The organism is Dickeya undicola (assembly GCF_000784735.1).
GTDB classification, from domain to species: Bacteria; Pseudomonadota; Gammaproteobacteria; order Enterobacterales; family Enterobacteriaceae; genus Dickeya; species Dickeya undicola.
On the sequence record NZ_JSYG01000009.1, the window covers coordinates 106,475 to 123,169 of the forward strand.

Here is a 16,695-nt window from a genome sequence, read left to right on the forward strand (position 1 = left end):
TCAATGCGCCTTGCCAGGGTCAAAAGCGTCGCGAACCGCTTCGCCGATAAAGATAAGCAGTGACAGCACTACTGCCAGTACGATGAAGACCGTGATACCCAGCCACGGTGCTTGCAGGTTGTTTTTTCCTTCCAGCAACAGCCCACCAAGTGAAGCGGAGCCCATCGGCAGACCAAAACCCAAAAAGTCGAGCGAGGTCAGGGTAGTAATAGAGCCACAGAGAATAAACGGTAGATAGGTGAGGGTGGCGACCATTGCGTTGGGCAACATGCAGCGAAACATAATGGCGCGATCGCTGACGCCCATTGCCTGTGCCGCACGGATATAGTCAAAATTGCGGGTACGCAGGAATTCTGCCCGCACCACACCAACCAATGTCATCCAGCCAAACAGCACGGTAATGCCCAACAGCCACCAGAAATTCGGCTGAATCACGCTGGAGAGCAGGATGATCAAAAATAGCGTTGGCATACCGGACCAGACTTCGATAAAGCGCTGTCCCCACAGGTCTATGCGCCCGCCGTAATACCCCTGAGAGGCTCCTACCACGATGCCGATCAGGCTGGATAGCAGTGTCAGCGCCAGCCCGAATAGAATGGAAATGCGAAAGCCATACAGCACCTGTGCCAGTACATCGCGGCCCTGACTGTCGGTGCCGAGCAGATTCTGGCGCGATGGCGGCGATGGAAATGCGCTTTGGGTCGCGTAGTTGATGGTATCGTAGCGGTAGTGGATCAACGGCCACACTATCCAGCCGCCTTGCTCCAGCCGTTGCTCCAGCCAGGGATCGCGGTAATCCGCCGGCGTTGCCAACGGGCCGCCGAAGGTGGTTTCACTGTAATCCACCATAAACGGCGCGTACCACTGCCCTTGATAGTGCACCAGCAGTGGCTTGTCGTTGGCGACCAGCTCCGAACACAGGGTAACAACAAAGAGCACCAGAAAAATCCACAGTGACCAGTAGCCGCGACGATTAGCGCGAAAACGCGCCCAACGTGCCTGATTAATGGGGCTGAGGTGGGTCATTAGCGCTCCTCGAAATCGATACGCGGGTCAACCAGCGTATAGGTCATGTCGCTGAGAATGTTCAGCAACAGGCCGATGAGGGTAAAAATGTACAACGTGCCGAACATCACTGGGTAATCACGCTGCAAGGTGGCGTCGTATCCCAGCAGCCCAAGACCGTTGAGGGAGAACATCACCTCAATCAGTAGTGAGCCGGTAAAAAACATGCTGATGAACGTGGCGGGGAAACCGGCGATCACCAACAGCATGGCGTTGCGAAAGACATGGCGATAGAGAATCCGTTTTTCATCCAGCCCTTTAGCACGAGCGGTAACCACGTACTGCTTACGAATTTCATCCAGAAACGAGTTCTTGGTCAGCATGGTTAGTGTGGCGAAGCCGCCAATTACCATCGCCAGCACCGGCAGCGCAATGTGCAATAGATAGTCCGTCACTTTGCCCGCGAGGCTCAGGCTATCAAACTGGGGCGATACCAGCCCGCGCAGCGGGAACCAGTCGAGATAACTGCCACCGGCAAACAGTACGATCAGCAAAATCGCGAACAGGAACGCCGGAATCGCGTAACCAACAATAATCAGCGTGCTGCTCCAGACATCAAAAGCCGTGCCGTTGCGCACCGCCTTTTTGATACCGAGTGGAATAGAAACCAGATAAATGATCAGCGTGCTCCATAGCCCGAGGGATATCGACACCGGCATACTCTCTTTAATCAGGGCAATGACCGACGAGCCACGAAACAGGCTGTTGCCAAAATCAAACCGCACATAGTCCCAGATCAATTTGAAGTAGCGCTCGTGCAGCGGTTTATCAAAGCCGTAACGTTTGGTGATTTCCGCGATGATTTCCGGGTCCAGCCCGCGGGCACCGCGATAGGTGTTTTCCACTGATGGCTTGCCGCCGCCTGGCCCGCGTACCAGCCCACCACTGCCATCGCCACCGGCGCTGAAACCGCTGCCCTGACCCATTTCAATCGAGGCGATGGCCTGATCGACCGGGCCGCCCGGCGCGACCTGAACAATAAAAAAATTGATGGTGATGATGGCCCACAACGTGGGGATCACCAGCAATAATCGACGCAACAGGTAAGTTCCCACATCGGCTCCTTATCGACGCGCTGCCGGCAGGGTGGCCGCGTTATCCGCGTCATACCACCAGCTGTCGATACCCAGCGTATAGGCGGGGCGGGTTGCAGGCATGGCAAATTTGTTCCAGTAGGCGAAACGGTCGTGATTGGAGTACCACATCGGTATCGCGAACTGGTTCCAGGTCAGCACTCTGTCCAGCGCCGGTCCCAGTGACAATAACGCCGGTTTATCGCCCTGATGGCGAATAATGTTGTCAATCAACTGGTCGATGGCGGCGTCTTGTACACCTGGTGAGTTATAGGAGGAGTTGATATATCCGGAACTCCAACTGATAGCGAGGTCTGAGCTAGGGTAGGGCATCGCCGGGTACAGTTTTGGGATCATGTCGAAATCGCGCTTGCGAAACCGGTTGTTGAACTGTGGGCTATCGACGCTGCGTACTTCCATACGAATACCGAGCCGAGCCAAATTATGCTGGAACGGCAACACATAGATGGAGTTGGCCGCGCTCGGCAGCAGCAGCTCGAAACGGAAAGGCTGACCGGTTTGCTTATTCACCAGTACCTGATTCTTTAGTTCCCAACCGGCTTGTTCCAGCAGGTGCAGTGCATTAAGCAGACCGGTGCGGTCATAACCGCTGCCATCAGACTCACGCGGACGATACGCCGGACCAAACACGTCGGCGGGGATCTTGTCTTTCAGCGGTGTCAGCCAGGCCAGTTCTTGTGCCGATGGCGTACCCTGTGCCGCGTACTCGGTGTTCTGGAAAAAGCTGGTGGGGCGCTGGTAGCTATTAAAAAACAGCGCTTTGTTCATCCAGTTGAAGTCAAAGGCCATCGCCAGTGCCTGACGCACCCGACGGTCGCTAAACTGCGGTCGCTGGATATTAAACACCAGCCAGCGAGTATCTTGCGCCGCCCGATTGGTTTCATCTTTCTTGCGAATGTAGCCACGAGCAAAATTACCGCCGTCGTACTGGGTCGCCCAGTGCTTGGGTGAGCCTTCGATACGCAGATCAAACGCACCGGCCTTGAACGCTTCCAGCGCCACACTGTCGTCCAGATAGTAGTCGTAACGCAGTTGATCAAAGTTGTAGCGGCCGCGGTTGACCGGCAGGTCGGCTGCCCAGTAGTCGGTTACACGCGAATAAATCACGTATTGACCCATGCGATAATCGGTAATGCGATAGGGGCCACTGGCCAGCGGTGGGGTACTCAGTGGGTCGCTAAGCTTGTGGTCGCGCCAGAATTTCTCCGGCATGACTGGCAAGGTCAGCATTCCCAGCATCTTTTCCTTGTCTGGCTCGGAGAAAGTAAAGCGAACCCTGTGTGGGGTGATGGCTTTGACTTCGGCACCTTTGTAATAAAGGCGGAACTGCGGCACTCCCTGCGTCATGAACATATTGAAGGTGAATGCCACGTCGGCGGCGGTAATCGGTGAGCCGTCGTGAAAACGTGCAGCCGGGTTCATCTCTACTTCAATCCAGCTGTAATCGCTGGCGTAACGTGCGTTAAGCGCAATCAACGGGTAATAACTGGCGGGTTCATCTTCTGAACTGACGTAAAGGGAATCGTACAGACTTTCGGTGCGGGCGGCAGCCAGACCGCGCAAAGCAAAGCGGTTAAAGTTATCGAAGGTGCCCAGCGCGCTGAGTGTCGCTTTACCGCCTTTGGGGGCAGAGGGATTGGTGTAATCGTAATGAGTAAAGCCCTGGCGGTATTTCGGTTCACCCAGTGTGGCGAATGCATAAGCCTGTTGTGTGGTCGGTTCCGCATAGGCCAGCCAGGTGCAGGTGGACAGCAAGACGGCGATAAGTGCACGTGTAAACATCGAAAGGGTGGACTCCTGATAACCTCATGTTTCTCCGTATGAAAAGCCGGTTTACCGGAGAAAGTGCCTGAAATTCCTGGCAACCACGATGCCGGACGCTATGACGCTCTGTTTTACCATGAAATAAGGTGTCAAACCTACTGTTTAATCTCTCCACGTTGTTACTGGAAAGGCAAATGGCGCAATAAAAAACGCCGCTGTCTGACGAGCGGCGTTTTGAATTTGTTTAGGCAACATCAAAGGAAAAGAAAATCAGCTGTGCGAATCCTGCTTCAGCACCCGCCGCGCTTCGCGGTAACGGGGTTTCCAGTAATTATCATCCATACTGGAGATGGTCACGCCAATGCTGGTAGACGCATGAACGAACTGCTGGTTACCAATGTAAATGCCCATATGGCGGCCAGTAGAGCCAGCATGGAACACAACCAGGTCACCTGGGCGCAGCTTATTGCGCTGAATTTGAACCCCAATGTCCTGCTGTTCGTAGCTGGAGCGAGGCAAATCCATACCGAATTGTTCACGGAAGGTACGCTGAACGAAACTGGAGCAATCAATACCCTTCCGGCTGTCGCCGCCGAGACGATAACGTACACCTTTCCAACTGGCGTATTGTTCAAGCAACTTGGATTTGACCTCCACGTTGCGAACCATCGCTTCGAATTCATTCTGAGAGGCTTGTAGTGAAGGGTCACCACCGTTAACTACACGCCTATCAGTTTGATTATTAACGCTTGCAGTATTGCTGGTACAGGCGGAAAGCATCACCGCTACCGCCACGGCAGGCAAGGCCCGCCAGATATATCTCAGAGTCGGTTGAGATTTGACCATTGTTGTTATGTTCCCTTGATGTCCTTAACGATTCAATCGCTATCGCTGTGTTTATGAACGATGTATCTATGCCAAACAAAACGAGTGTCAGACTAAAGCACTACTTTTAATGGGACAATTATCCGTTAACCAAATTGTGCCACAACGCACATTATTATTGGTGTGGCAACAGTGATTTAACTGGCCGGATGTCTGCCCATAAATTACGGACCTCGGTGACCATACCTTAACGAATATCAGATTGCGAGTTTTTTTGTCTCTTTTGTTTATATGATTTCGTGATGAAATCTTTCACGCCAGCCCTATAAAACTCTGTGGTGGACGACAGGGACAAGAAAACCTGCGCCAGATAACTAAAAAAATGAATAGGTGGGGAGGGTTGACCACAGCGAGACGGCTCATCCTGTGCTGTGGTCAACGCTTGTCAGACTTGCTGACTGAGCAATTTGCGGCCGGGTAGCACGCGGTCAATACGGTTAATCAGGGCGCCACAGGCCTTTGACATACTTCCTGACTCACTGTCAAATTTGTCCAGGCGCGTAACTTACACCGCTTATATTAAACGGGAGTTTAACAGCTGCTTTTGCAGCGTGTTCCATTCCGCTTCAGATTCATTAATGATTTCGATGCGGCTGTCCGGTGGTGGGGCCGATTGTGTTTCAATGCGCAGGTCGAATCCCTGGCGGTTAATCACCAATGTGCCTTCCGGAATACGCATCACACCTTTAACGCGGCTTACCGGTGCCAGACGCACCCAGTCAAGCAGACTGGCGGTGTTGAATTGGGTATCTCCATCGAAAATCCAGCCGCAGGCATAATAACCCTGACCCTGATTCAATGCTCGCCGCCAACTTTCCCGACCGGTCAGTTTTAGTGACGCCAGCCCAGCTTTAGCGGTGGTGGTATGGTGATGGTGGCGGGCATCCGGCAGTGCATTGTGGTTTTCCCGCGGCAGGTCCAGCACCGTGGTATCCAACTGCCCCTGGGCTACCGTGATCAGGCGACGATCCTGCCCCTGTTGCTGATACCACGCCATCAGTGTTTCACGGTCGTTGTCCTGCCAGGTATCTTCCTTATTAGCGACAATGACATCCGCCGCTGCCAACTGATCGCGGAAGTTTTCATTTTCCAGGCATCGGTTGTCACTAAGCTGACGCGCATCCAGCAGGCACAATGTCGCCTGCAACTGGAGCCAGGGTTGGTAGGCTTCGGCGGTCAGCAAGTTCAGAATCTGTTTCGGGTGACCAAGGCCAGTCGGTTCGATCAGTAAGCGATGGGGCTTTTTTTGCAGCAACATATTGAGCCCGACTTGCATTGGCAAGCCATTGACACAACACATACAACCGCCGGGGATCTCTTTGAGCAGAGCGCCGGTATCGCTCAGCAATGCGCCATCGATACCGATTTCGCCGAACTCATTGACCAGCACCGCCCAGGTTTCGTCTTCGGGCTTGCAGGAGAGTAGATGCCTGATGGTGGTGGTTTTACCGCTACCGAGAAAGCCGGTGATCAGGTTTACTTTGGTCAACACAGGAGGCCTCCTTAAGTCTGCTGGGATGCACCTGGCAGGAGCGTGCCAGGCGCAGAGTATCACCGACGAGGGTTAGTCCGCACGACCCATGTAACGGCGTTCGGCGATATGAATACGGATTTTCTCGCCCGCGCTCAGGTATTCCGGCACCTGAATCACCAAACCCGTGGTCAGCGTGGCCGGTTTGTTACGGGCGCTGGCGGAGGCACCTTTGATGCCTGGCGCGGTATCCACGATTTCCAGATCGACCGTTTGCGGCAGTTCCAGCGCCAGCAACTGTCCGTCCATGGTTAATACCTGAATACCCGGCATACCACCTTCTGGAATAAACAGCAGTTCATCTTCGATCTGCTCTTTCTTGAAGGTATACGGGGTATAGTCTTCCTCATCCATAAAGATGTACTCGTCGCCATCAATATAAGAGAAGGTCACGGAGCGACGGGTCAGGGTGATGGTGTCCAGAATGTCATCACCTTTAAAGCGCTCTTCCACTTTCAGACCGGTACGGACATCGGAGAAACGCATTTTGTACAGCGTACTGGCACCGCGGGCGCTGGGGCTTTGGATGTCGATATCTTTTACCAGCAGCAGCTTACCGTTGTAATTAACGGCCATGCCGCGTTTGATCTCATTTGCTCTTGCCATGAAACATACCTTAAATAAAGAAGAGAAATTTTTGTGGCGACACGTTACCCGTCAGGATGGGTTCAGGCAAGTGGGATTTGTGGCAGCCAGATACCAAACCAACGCACGGGAAATAGTGGTCTTGCGGCTGACAGCCTGTTAGGCTCTGCGGCCTGAAAGCACAACGGGAATCCCCCGGAGGTTATGTTGATGGAGTGTCGTTCTGATTGCGGTGCCTGCTGTACCGCGCCGTCTATCTCCAGCCCGATTCCTGGTATGCCACAAGGCAAGCCTGCCAATACACCGTGCATTCATCTGGATGAACGTATGCGCTGTGGCCTGTTTCATTCGCCGTTGCGCCCGGCGGTGTGCCGCGGCCTGCAACCCAGCCACGACATGTGCGGCAATCATCGCGATGAAGCAATGCTGTACCTTATTCAACTGGAAGAGGCTACCGCGCCCTGACGACATCAGGCGTCGCGGATGCGCCACATACAGACGGCTGCACCGGCCAGCATGACGATGGCGATGACAAATCCCGCATGGTAGCTCCAGACTTCAGCCACGATGCCCGCCAGTGAACCGGAGATGATCCAGCCAACCCGTGTGGTATTGGTGAACAGCGTGGTGGCCGCACCCGCCTGACCTGGCATCAGGTCCTGAAAATACAGCATTCCCATCCCGGCCAGAATACCGATGAAAATGGCGTTTAGCAGTTGCAACGCTAGCAATGCCCACGAACCGTTCAGCAGCGTCAGCCCGGCATAAAAAATCAGCCCAGCTATTACCGCTAGACGCATCAGCAGACGCTTACCTAACCGGCTGGTGAGGTAACCGGCCAACAACATTACCGGAATTTCCAGACCGGCGGCGGTGCCCATCATGACCCCGGCCAGCTTTTCTGGTAACTGTAATTCATTGACCAGATACAACGGCATATTGATCAGATAGATGCCGTTACAGGTCCACATCAAGGTACAGGCGGTAAACAGCAACAGCGTGTCGCGTCGGTTCTGGCGGGGCGACTCTAGCGTCGCAGCGGATTTAACCCCGGTTTTAGGCATCGACGGCAACAGCAGCCACACCAGCAACCCGCACAGTACGAATACTATCGCCGCTGTCAGATACATCGTCGGGAAACCAAAACCTAATGCCAACGCGAAGGCGACCGGCGGCCCGATGACCCAGGACAGCGAAATCTGTGCCCGCATCACCGAACTGAACATAGCCGCACCGCGACCGGTGCGGTCGGCGTGTTCCCGTGCCAGCGCAAACAGTTGGGGATTGGCGGTAGAGCCAAAACTCGACAGCAGTACGCCGATAAACAGCAGAACAAAATAGTTGCGATTCCAGGCATACAGCAGACAAGACAGCGCACCCAACAGGCAGCACTGCAATATCAGTGTCTTGCGATCACCCTGACGATCGGAATAGGTTGCCAAAATCTGGCTGACGACGATGCCGATCACCGCGCTGCCGGTATAAAACAGCCCGACCATGAAGGGACGCGCCTGTACTTCGGTTGATAAAAACAGGCTGAGCGTGGGGAGCTGCAACGCACCGGCAATCCCAGTCAGAAAAGCGATGACCAGAAACGCCGAAGACGTCAGGTCGGGCAGGCGCCGGGCCGTGCGGGCAGAAGACATTGTCATGCTGAATTCAGGTTAAAAAAGAAGCAGGAAGGAAACTGAACGCGCTATCTTACGCTGATGAAATAGAAACGAAAGTCCGTTTCAATTTTTTTTCTTCAGCAGCCATTCAGCATCGCTGTGTCAAAGTGTTACAGAACCTGATGTTTCGTGATGAAAATGTGCGTGACCTCTAAGATCTGTCATTTTATCTATGCAGAATGCTTGCATACACATAGTGAAAAACGCAGAATTTTTGAAACGTTTCAGCGAGGTTTGCTGAAACTACCCTGAGAGAGTCAGCAAATTATTTCTCATAATAGCTGAAACGATTCAACTTCAGCAAGAGAGGAGCATTATGTTTCAGTTGTCACAGCACGATATTCATTTAGGTGCTTCCGCCGACAGTAAAGAGGAAGCCATCCGTCAGGTGGCTGCCGCACTGACCGAAGCCGGTTGTGTGAGCGAGGGCTATGTCGAGGGGATGCTTCAGCGCGAACAGCAGACCTCTACTTATCTTGGCAGCGGTATTGCCATTCCGCACGGCACCACCGATACGCGCGATCTGGTGCAGAAAACCGGTGTTCAGGTGTTCCAGTTCCCGCAAGGGATCGCGTGGGGCGAAGACCAGACCGCGTATGTGGTGCTGGGGATTGCCGCCCGTTCTGATGAACATCTGGCGCTGTTGCGTCAATTGACCCATGTGCTGAGCGATGATCGCGTCGCGGCCCGTCTGGCCAGCACCACGTCAGCCGATGAACTGCGTGGGCTCTTGATGGGTGAGCAACTGGCGGGAGCATTCCGTTTTGACACCTCGCTGATTAGCCTGAACGTGGCGACCGATAACCTGATGACGCTGCAAGCGCTGAACGCCGGTCGTCTGCAACAGATTGGTGCGGTCGATGCCAGCTTTGTCAGCCATGTGGTCGGCAACAAGCCGGTACATTTGGGGCAAGGTGTCTGGCTGAACGACAGCCTGAACGGCAATCTGGTCAGTGCGCTGGCGGTGAGCCGCCCGGCGGCACCGTTCACGGTGGATGGCGAAAGCGTAGCACTGTTGCTGACAGTTTCGGCCGCTGATGAGCAGGTATTCGCATCGCTGGATTATCTCAGCAAGCTGCTGATCGCCGGTAAGGCCGACAGTCTGTTGTCCGCCGACGAAGCTACCTTACTGGCGCTGCTGACCAGCGAAGAAGAGGAAGAAGAGAGCAATGCGCTGACGGCGGAATTTACCATCCGCAACGAGCACGGGCTACATGCGCGTCCGGGCGCGATGCTGGTTAACGTCATCAAGCAGTTCTCCAGCGAGATCACTGTGGCAAACCTCGACGGCACCGGCAAACCGGCCAATGGCCGCAGCCTGATGAAAGTGGTGGCGCTGGGCGTCAAGAGCGGTCACCGCCTGCGCTTTACCGCTAACGGCAGCGATGCTGAAGTAGCGCTGAAAGCCATTGGCGATGCCATTCAGTCCGGCCTTGGGGAGGGTGCAGCATGAGCAGGCGCGTTGCCACCATCACCCTGAATCCCGCCTATGATTTAGTTGGGTACACCCCGGAAATTGAACGCGGCGAAGTCAATCTGGTTCAGACCACTGGCCTACATGCCGCAGGTAAAGGCATTAATGTCGCCAAGGTACTGAAAGATCTTGGGATTGATGTCACCGTGGGTGGCTTTCTGGGTAAAGACAATCAGGATGGTTTCCAGCAACTGTTCAGTGAACTGGGCATTGCTAACCGTTTCCAGGTGGTGCCGGGGCGTACTCGCATTAATGTCAAACTCACCGAACAAAATGGTGATGTGACCGACCTGAATTTCTCCGGTTTTGAGGTAACACAGCAGGACTGGCAGCGTTTCGTCAACGATTCGCTGAGCTGGCTGGGGCAGTTTGACATGGTTGCCGTTAGCGGCAGTCTGCCGAGTGGTGTTGACCCGGATGCGTTTACCGACTGGATGTCGCGTCTGCGCAGTCAGTGTCCGTGTATTATTTTTGACAGCAGCCGCGAAGCGCTGGTGGCAGGTTTGAAAGCCTCGCCGTGGCTGGTGAAACCTAACCGCCGGGAACTGGAAATTTGGGCTGGACGTAAGTTGCCCACGCTGGCGGATGTGGTGGATGCGGCGCACGCGCTGCGTGAACAGGGTATTGCCCATGTCGTGATTTCGCTGGGAGCGGAAGGTGCGCTGTGGGTTAATGCGTCCGGTGCGTGGTTAGCGAAACCACCGGCCTGTGAAGTGATCAGTACAGTAGGTGCGGGTGACTCCATGGTGGGGGGATTGATATATGGCTTATTGATGCGTGAGTCCAGTGAACACACGTTGCGCCTGGCTACTGCGGTGGCAGCATTGGCCGTCAGTCAGAGCAACGTAGGCATTAGCGATCGTCCGCAGCTGGCTGCGATGATGGCGCGTGTCGATCTAAAACCATTTAACTGACAGCAGGAGATAAACAATGAAAACGCTGCTGATACTTGATAAATCACTGGGACTGGCGAAAAGCCGTCTGGTGAAAAATTTGCTTGGTGCTGCTGCTGCTAACGCAGGACTTACCCTCACTGAGCAGTTTGCCGATGCGGAGCTGGCCATTGTGCTGGGCGCACCCGTACAGGCAGACAGTGGTCTGAATGGCAAGAAAGTGTTCGCCGGGGATAGTGAACTGGCGTTGAGCCAACCGGCGGTGTTTCTGGAACAGGCTAAAGCGCAAGCTCAGCCGTATCAGGCACCTGCTGCCGCTGTGGCAACGGCTGCGGCCCCGGCTGCGGCTAAGCGCATCGTGGCGGTGACCGCCTGCCCAACCGGGGTAGCGCATACCTTCATGGCGGCAGAAGCGATTGAAAGCGAAGCGAAAAAACGCGGCTGGTGGGTGAAAGTGGAAACCCGCGGTTCCGTGGGCGCTGGCAACCCGATAAGCCCGGAAGAAGTGGAACAGGCTGATCTGGTGATTGTCGCGGCGGACATCGAAGTTGATCTCGGCAAGTTTGCGGGCAAAAAGATGTATCGCACCTCCACCGGTCTGGCACTGAAGAAGACCGCGCAGGAGTTTGACAAAGCGCTGTCCGAAGCCACAGTGTTCCAGCCGTCTGCGCAAAGCGGTGCAGCGGCCGGTGGCGAGTCCGCCAAGAAAGGCGGCGCAGGTCCGTATCGTCACCTGCTGACCGGCGTGTCCTACATGCTGCCGATGGTGGTGGCCGGTGGTTTGTGTATCGCCTTGTCGTTCGTGTTCGGTATTACCGCGTTCAAAGAAGAGGGGACGCTGGCTGCTGCGCTGATGAAAATCGGTGGTGGTTCGGCCTTTGCCCTGATGGTGCCGATTCTGGCCGGTTATATCGCGTTCTCGATTGCTGACCGTCCCGGTCTGACGCCAGGTCTGGTCGGCGGTATGCTGGCTGTTAGCACCGGTGCAGGTTTCCTCGGGGGGATTATCGCTGGTTTCCTGGCCGGTTATCTGGCGCGTGCTATCAGTAATCATGTGACGCTGCCGCAAAGTATGTCGGCGCTGAAACCGATACTGATTATCCCGCTAGTCGCTACGTTGATCACCGGTTTGATCATGATTTATGTGGTGGGCACGCCAGTGGCGAAAATCCTGACCGGTCTGACCGGCTGGTTGCAGTCCATGGGCACCGCCAATGCGGTTATCCTGGGCGCGATTCTGGGTGGCATGATGTGTACCGACATGGGTGGCCCGGTGAACAAGGTGGCCTATGTATTCGGCACGACGCTGCTGAGTAGCCAGGTGTATGCGCCGATGGCCGCTGTTATGGCTGCCGGTATGGTGCCGCCGTTGGCGATGGGTCTGGCGACCTTTATCGCCGCGAAGAAATTCACTGCCAACGAACGTGAAGGTGGTAAAGCGGCGGTGGTGCTGGGGCTGTGCTTCATCTCCGAAGGGGCCATTCCTTATGCTGCTCGTGACCCGATGCGTGTGCTGCCGTGCTGTATCCTGGGCGGCGCGCTGACTGGCGCGATCTCCATGGCGATTGGCGCGAAGCTGATGGCACCGCATGGTGGTCTGTTTGTGCTGCTGATTCCGGGTGCGATTACACCGGTACTGGGTTATCTGCTCTCCATCATTGCCGGTACGGTAGTGGCTGGCGTGCTGTACGCGGTGCTGAAACGTCCGGAAGAGCAATTGGCTAAAGCCTGATTGCTGTTAACCTGATGACCAACGCCAGTCTTGCGACTGGCGTTTTTTTTATGTTTTTTCCGCCGCGTCGGGTAATAGCGGTATGATTTTGCCGTGCAGTAAAGGGAATAAGGAGAGCCGTATGCCGCGTCATCATGCCAGTCGTGGAATTTTGGTGCTGGAATCACCCTGGGAGCTGGATGAGCACGATGCTAACCGTTCATCCGTTGTACCATTTATTGAAGGCATTGCCAAAATCGCCGGTGATACCGAGGTGTATTACGCGAATTTCTACGATAAGACGAGTTTTCACACTGCGCTGCATTGCCTGTGCAAGATCCCGTTCAAGAACATTATTATTTATGTCGCCGCCCACGGTCAGGGAAAAAAGCTTGGCGGTACACATATTCGGGATGTTCTCGTACCGATTGGTAAATTGTCCCACCATTTCAATATTACCGGGCTGTTACTCGGCGCGTGCTTCGTGGGTGCCCATACCGACTTGATAGAAACGTTCACCAGCGGTAATCATCTGCGCTGGTGCGCCGGATATGCGTCAGAAACCGAATGGCTTACCGGCACGTTGATTGACTGCGCCATCATCAATCAGATGCTGTCGCTAAAAAAGAGTGCATTCGCCGATCGCGATACGATTATCGAGAATCTGGCGCTGGCGATTTCTCCCTTCCACGATAAATACGCGATTGGGCGTGATACGCACAGCAAGCCGATGCAACTGCGCGATGCCTTTCAGTGTGTGGTGCAACCCAGCGGCCAGGGGCATAAACCGCGCACGGTATCGGACAAGATATTCCAGCGGGCAGTACAATTGCGGCGGCAGGAAGTCGAGTAGGTGGAATTAGAGCGGTTAGGCGGCCTAAAAACAGGCCGCGACGTGAGGGTTCAGGCGATGTCGGCAGACGATTGCTGTGATTTCAGCCAGGCGATTTCCTGCGCCCAGATATCTGGGTTGATGGTTTCCAGAATCAGTGGAATACCGTCAAAGCGTGGGTCGCGCATAATATAGCTGAACACGGTTTTACCGATATTGCCTTCCCCCAGGCTGTGGTGACGGTCAACCCGGCTGTTGAATTCGCTTTTCGCGTCATTCAGGTGCATACCGCGCAAATAGCGGAAACCGACCAGTCGCTCTAGCTCGGCGAATGTACGCTCGCAATCCGCTTCGGTACGCAGGTCATAGCCGCCCGCAAAAGCGTGGCAGGTATCGATGCAAACGCCGACCCGACTTTTGTCTTCCACCTGATCAATAATTTCTGCCAGATGTTCAAATCGAAATCCCAGGTTGCTGCCCTGACCGGCGGTGTTTTCGATCACTGCAGTCACGCCGCGGGTGGCCTCCAGCGCCAGATTAATCGACTGGGCGATGCGGCTCAGACAGGCACTTTCGTCGATCTGACGCAGGTGACTGCCGGGATGGAAATTCAGCAGTGTGAGCCCCAGTTGCTGACAGCGTGACATTTCGTCGATAAACGCCGTCTGGGATTTCTGCAACGCGTCGTCGTCCGGGTGCCCCAGATTGATCAGGTAACTGTCGTGCGGCAGAATCTGCGCCGGGGTGAACCGATACTGTGCGCAGGCGGCCTGGAAACGATCGATGACATCTGCCGCTAACGGCGGTGCCTGCCACTGGCGCTGATTTTTGGTAAACAGCGCAAATGCGGTGGCACCGATGTCATGGGCGCGGGCAACCGCTTGGTCCACGCCGCCCGAGGCGCTGACGTGGGCTCCGACATATTTCATGCTTTTCTCCTTTTTATGCCCGCGCATTATGACATTACAGCCTGACTGGCTGTAGGTTTGTTTCACTCCTGTTGTTTCAGTCATGTTGTTTCGCTCAGGCGAAAAGATGTTGCACTCCAAGGTTGATGGCCGCGCCGCCGATCACCAGCCAGATAAATAAAACCGCGGCCAGCAGCAATGGCTTGATACCGGCCTGTCGCAATGTGCTCATGCGCGTAGCCAGACCCAGTGCCACCATCGCCATGGTCAACAACGCATTATCCAGTTGCGTCAACATGGCGACCCAGCTTGCTGGTAGTACGTTCAGCGAATTCACCCCGCACATCAGTATAAAACCCAGGGCGAACCACGGATAACCAGCGGTAACGGATGCCGTGGCCTGCTGCGTGGGTTGATGCTGTTTCACCCACAGGCCGAGAAGGAACAGAAACGGTGCCAGCATCATCACACGCAGCATCTTGCCGATAACCGCGGTGTTCTCGGTCACCGGCGCAATGGCGTGACCGGCGGCCACCACCTGCGCGACTTCATGTACCGTTGAGCCGAGGTAGAGTCCGAAAGTCTGCGGGGTAAATAACCAGCCGCTATACTGGATAAAATGCTGATACAGCCACGGGTAAAGAAACATGGCGGTGGTGCCGAACAGCACCACCGTTGATACTGCCACCGCCACTTTGTCAGCGCTGCTTTTCAGTACCGGTGCGGTAGCCAGCACGGCTGCGGCACCGCAAATGCTGCTGCCAGCGCCGATCAGCAACACCGTGTGTTTATCCAGCCGGAACCAGCGTTGTCCCAGCCAGCAGGCGAGCAGCAGGGTTGAGGAGAGCGTCAGCAGGTCGATCACCAGACCGGTGGCACCGATGGCGGTGAGTTGCTGAAAGCTGAGTTTAAAACCGTACAGGATGATGCCCCAGCGCAGCAGGTGATGCCGGGACCACTGAACGCCAGTTTCGCACCAGGGTTGCAGATGCGCATAGACCGTATTGCCCAGTATCATCCCAACCAGTATGGCCAGCGTCAGGGAACCCAGCCCCAATCCCGCTATGGCTGGCTGGCCGGATAACCCTAGCACGCCTCGTGCCAGCAGACCGGTCAGGATGATGCCGGTCAACAGGTGGCCGATGGCGGATAAGGGAGAAAAACGTTGTGCCCTGGAAGCAAATGAAAACATAGTCATACCCACTCTGGGTGATAGAGGTTGAGGGCACAGCCTATGATCAGCAGACTTAAAATAGAAATTGATTATATATTTATAACCTATAGATATTTACGATAAGAGCCCCTATGCATATTACGTTACGTCAACTGGAAGTGTTTACCGAAGTCCTGAAAAGTGGTTCAACAACGCAGGCATCGGTGGTGTTGTCGCTGTCACAGTCGGCTGTCAGCGCGGCGCTGGCTGATCTTGAAAGTCAGTTGGGGGTACAACTGTTTGACCGTGTTGGCAAACGGCTGGTAGTCAATGAACACGGCCGCCTGTTGTATCCTAAAGCGTTGGCGTTGCTGGAGCAGTCGGCGGAAATCGAGCAACTGTTCCGGCGCGATAATGGCGCGCTGCGTATTTATGCCAGTAGTACCATCGGCAATTATTTGATGCCCGCGATGATCGCTCGTTACCGTCAGGATTTTCCGGCCATTCCGCTGGAGCTGTACGTGGGCAATACGCAGGATGTGGTCAATGCCGTTTCCGAATTTCGGGTCGATCTGGGGTTGATTGAAGGGCCGTGCCACCATCCCGACCTGATTACCCAGCCCTGGCGGGAAGATGAGCTGGTGGTGTTTTGTGCGCCAGGCAACCCGATGATTCATCATGAATTTACGTTGCATATGCTGGCGGATGCCCCCTGGATCCTGCGTGAGCACGGCTCGGGAACGCGCGAAGTGCTGGACCACCTGCTGTTGGCGCGCCTGCCGCATTTCCGGCTGGTGATGGAGTTGGGCAATTCGGAGGCGATCAAGCACGCGGTGCGGCACGGTATTGGCATCAGCTGTCTGTCGCGCCATGTGATTGCTGACCAGCTTGAGGCTGGCACGCTGGTGGAACTGCCGGTTCCGTTGCCGCCGCTAAATCGCACACTGTATCTGGTGCATCACCGTCAGAAACATTTATCCGGCGTGTTGCAATGCTTCCTGGGGTACTGTCAGGGTGATGACGGTATCTAAACAGACTGGCAACACCGATGTAACGAACCGGGTATCAAGTCAGAGGGATTTCTTATGATACCGGGTGAGTTATGAAGCTCTCTTATAATCCGCGCGGTG

The 16,695-nt window shown here is 55.0% G+C and carries 15 protein-coding genes; 6 read left to right on the plus strand and 9 right to left on the minus strand.

What is annotated here, in order from left to right; all coding sequences use genetic code 11:
• The 6 genes from OB87_RS04930 to yeiP form a co-directional block, all read right to left on the minus strand.
• The gene (locus OB87_RS04930) at positions 1-1,026 is read right to left on the minus strand and encodes an ABC transporter permease (protein ID WP_033568323.1); all 1,026 of its coding nucleotides are present in this window, start codon (positions 1,024-1,026) and stop codon (positions 1-3) included.
• Positions 1,026-2,120 (minus strand): microcin C ABC transporter permease YejB, encoded by a 1,095-nt coding sequence (locus OB87_RS04935; protein ID WP_033568324.1) that lies wholly within the window; start codon positions 2,118-2,120, stop codon positions 1,026-1,028. Before OB87_RS04935 ends, OB87_RS04930 begins: the two co-directional genes overlap by 1 nt.
• Before the next feature lie 9 nt (positions 2,121-2,129).
• A complete protein-coding gene (locus OB87_RS04940) occupies positions 2,130-3,941 on the minus strand; it encodes an extracellular solute-binding protein (protein WP_033568325.1) in 1,812 nt (603 codons plus the stop codon).
• A 252-nt stretch (positions 3,942-4,193) separates the two neighbouring features.
• Positions 4,194-4,769 (minus strand): bifunctional murein DD-endopeptidase/murein LD-carboxypeptidase, encoded by a 576-nt coding sequence (mepS, locus tag OB87_RS04945; protein WP_033568326.1) that lies wholly within the window; start codon positions 4,767-4,769, stop codon positions 4,194-4,196.
• Positions 4,770-5,322: 553 nt separating this feature from the next.
• Positions 5,323-6,300, minus strand: a complete 978-nt coding sequence (locus OB87_RS04950) for a CobW family GTP-binding protein (RefSeq protein WP_033568327.1) — start codon at positions 6,298-6,300, stop codon at positions 5,323-5,325.
• 72 nt (positions 6,301-6,372) lie between these two features.
• A complete protein-coding gene (gene yeiP, locus OB87_RS04955) occupies positions 6,373-6,945 on the minus strand; it encodes an elongation factor P-like protein YeiP (RefSeq protein WP_033568328.1) in 573 nt (190 codons plus the stop codon).
• A gap of 189 nt (positions 6,946-7,134) precedes the next feature.
• On the opposite strand from yeiP, the gene OB87_RS04960 reads away from it, so the two are divergent.
• Positions 7,135-7,389, plus strand: coding sequence for a YkgJ family cysteine cluster protein (locus OB87_RS04960; protein ID WP_033568466.1), 255 nt, complete (start codon positions 7,135-7,137; stop codon positions 7,387-7,389).
• Between the two features lie 5 nt (positions 7,390-7,394).
• On the opposite strand, the gene OB87_RS04965 is transcribed toward OB87_RS04960, so the two are convergent.
• Positions 7,395-8,576: a sugar efflux transporter gene (locus OB87_RS04965; RefSeq protein ID WP_033568329.1), complete on the minus strand. Its 1,182-nt coding sequence runs from the start codon at positions 8,574-8,576 to the stop codon at positions 7,395-7,397.
• 334 nt (positions 8,577-8,910) lie between these two features.
• On the opposite strand from OB87_RS04965, the gene fruB reads away from it, so the two are divergent.
• From fruB to OB87_RS04985, 4 genes are all read left to right on the plus strand, one after another.
• Positions 8,911-10,047: a fused PTS fructose transporter subunit IIA/HPr protein gene (fruB, locus tag OB87_RS04970; protein ID WP_033568330.1), complete on the plus strand. Its 1,137-nt coding sequence runs from the start codon at positions 8,911-8,913 to the stop codon at positions 10,045-10,047.
• The gene (gene fruK / locus OB87_RS04975) at positions 10,044-10,982 is read left to right on the plus strand and encodes a 1-phosphofructokinase (RefSeq protein ID WP_033568331.1); all 939 of its coding nucleotides are present in this window, start codon (positions 10,044-10,046) and stop codon (positions 10,980-10,982) included. The genes fruB and fruK overlap by 4 nt, the downstream gene beginning before the upstream one ends.
• A gap of 16 nt (positions 10,983-10,998) precedes the next feature.
• Positions 10,999-12,693, plus strand: coding sequence for a PTS fructose transporter subunit IIBC (fruA, locus tag OB87_RS04980; protein ID WP_033568332.1), 1,695 nt, complete (start codon positions 10,999-11,001; stop codon positions 12,691-12,693).
• 121 nt (positions 12,694-12,814) lie between these two features.
• On the plus strand, positions 12,815-13,525 hold the full coding sequence (locus tag OB87_RS04985) for a hypothetical protein (protein WP_033568333.1): 711 nt from the start codon (positions 12,815-12,817) through the stop codon (positions 13,523-13,525).
• Positions 13,526-13,575: 50 nt separating this feature from the next.
• On the opposite strand, the gene nfo is transcribed toward OB87_RS04985, so the two are convergent.
• Positions 13,576-14,433, minus strand: a complete 858-nt coding sequence (gene nfo / locus OB87_RS04990) for a deoxyribonuclease IV (RefSeq protein ID WP_033568334.1) — start codon at positions 14,431-14,433, stop codon at positions 13,576-13,578.
• 94 nt (positions 14,434-14,527) lie between these two features.
• Complete coding sequence (locus OB87_RS04995; RefSeq protein ID WP_033568335.1) at positions 14,528-15,610, minus strand: YeiH family protein; 1,083 nt, start codon at positions 15,608-15,610, stop codon at positions 14,528-14,530.
• Positions 15,611-15,717: 107 nt separating this feature from the next.
• Here OB87_RS04995 and yieE point away from each other — a divergent pair, with 107 nt between their 5' ends.
• Entirely contained in the window at positions 15,718-16,596 is an 879-nt protein-coding gene (gene yieE / locus OB87_RS05000) for a DNA-binding transcriptional regulator YeiE (RefSeq protein ID WP_033568336.1), read from the plus strand.
• Positions 16,597-16,695: the final 99 nt, after the last annotated feature.

Coding starts and splice junctions, on each gene's coding strand:
- OB87_RS04930 (WP_033568323.1), bottom strand. CDS start 1,026: ATGACCCACCTCAGCCCCATTAATCAGGCACGTTGGGCGCGTTTTCGC.
- OB87_RS04940 (WP_033568325.1), bottom strand. CDS start 3,941: ATGTTTACACGTGCACTTATCGCCGTCTTGCTGTCCACCTGCACCTGG.
- mepS (WP_033568326.1), bottom strand. CDS start 4,769: ATGGTCAAATCTCAACCGACTCTGAGATATATCTGGCGGGCCTTGCCT.
- yeiP (WP_033568328.1), bottom strand. CDS start 6,945: ATGGCAAGAGCAAATGAGATCAAACGCGGCATGGCCGTTAATTACAAC.
- OB87_RS04960 (WP_033568466.1), top strand. CDS start 7,135: ATGGAGTGTCGTTCTGATTGCGGTGCCTGCTGTACCGCGCCGTCTATC.
- OB87_RS04965 (WP_033568329.1), bottom strand. CDS start 8,576: ATGACAATGTCTTCTGCCCGCACGGCCCGGCGCCTGCCCGACCTGACG.
- fruB (WP_033568330.1), top strand. CDS start 8,911: ATGTTTCAGTTGTCACAGCACGATATTCATTTAGGTGCTTCCGCCGAC.
- fruK (WP_033568331.1), top strand. CDS start 10,044: ATGAGCAGGCGCGTTGCCACCATCACCCTGAATCCCGCCTATGATTTA.
- fruA (WP_033568332.1), top strand. CDS start 10,999: ATGAAAACGCTGCTGATACTTGATAAATCACTGGGACTGGCGAAAAGC.
- OB87_RS04985 (WP_033568333.1), top strand. CDS start 12,815: ATGCCGCGTCATCATGCCAGTCGTGGAATTTTGGTGCTGGAATCACCC.
- nfo (WP_033568334.1), bottom strand. CDS start 14,433: ATGAAATATGTCGGAGCCCACGTCAGCGCCTCGGGCGGCGTGGACCAA.
- OB87_RS04995 (WP_033568335.1), bottom strand. CDS start 15,610: ATGACTATGTTTTCATTTGCTTCCAGGGCACAACGTTTTTCTCCCTTA.
- yieE (WP_033568336.1), top strand. CDS start 15,718: ATGCATATTACGTTACGTCAACTGGAAGTGTTTACCGAAGTCCTGAAA.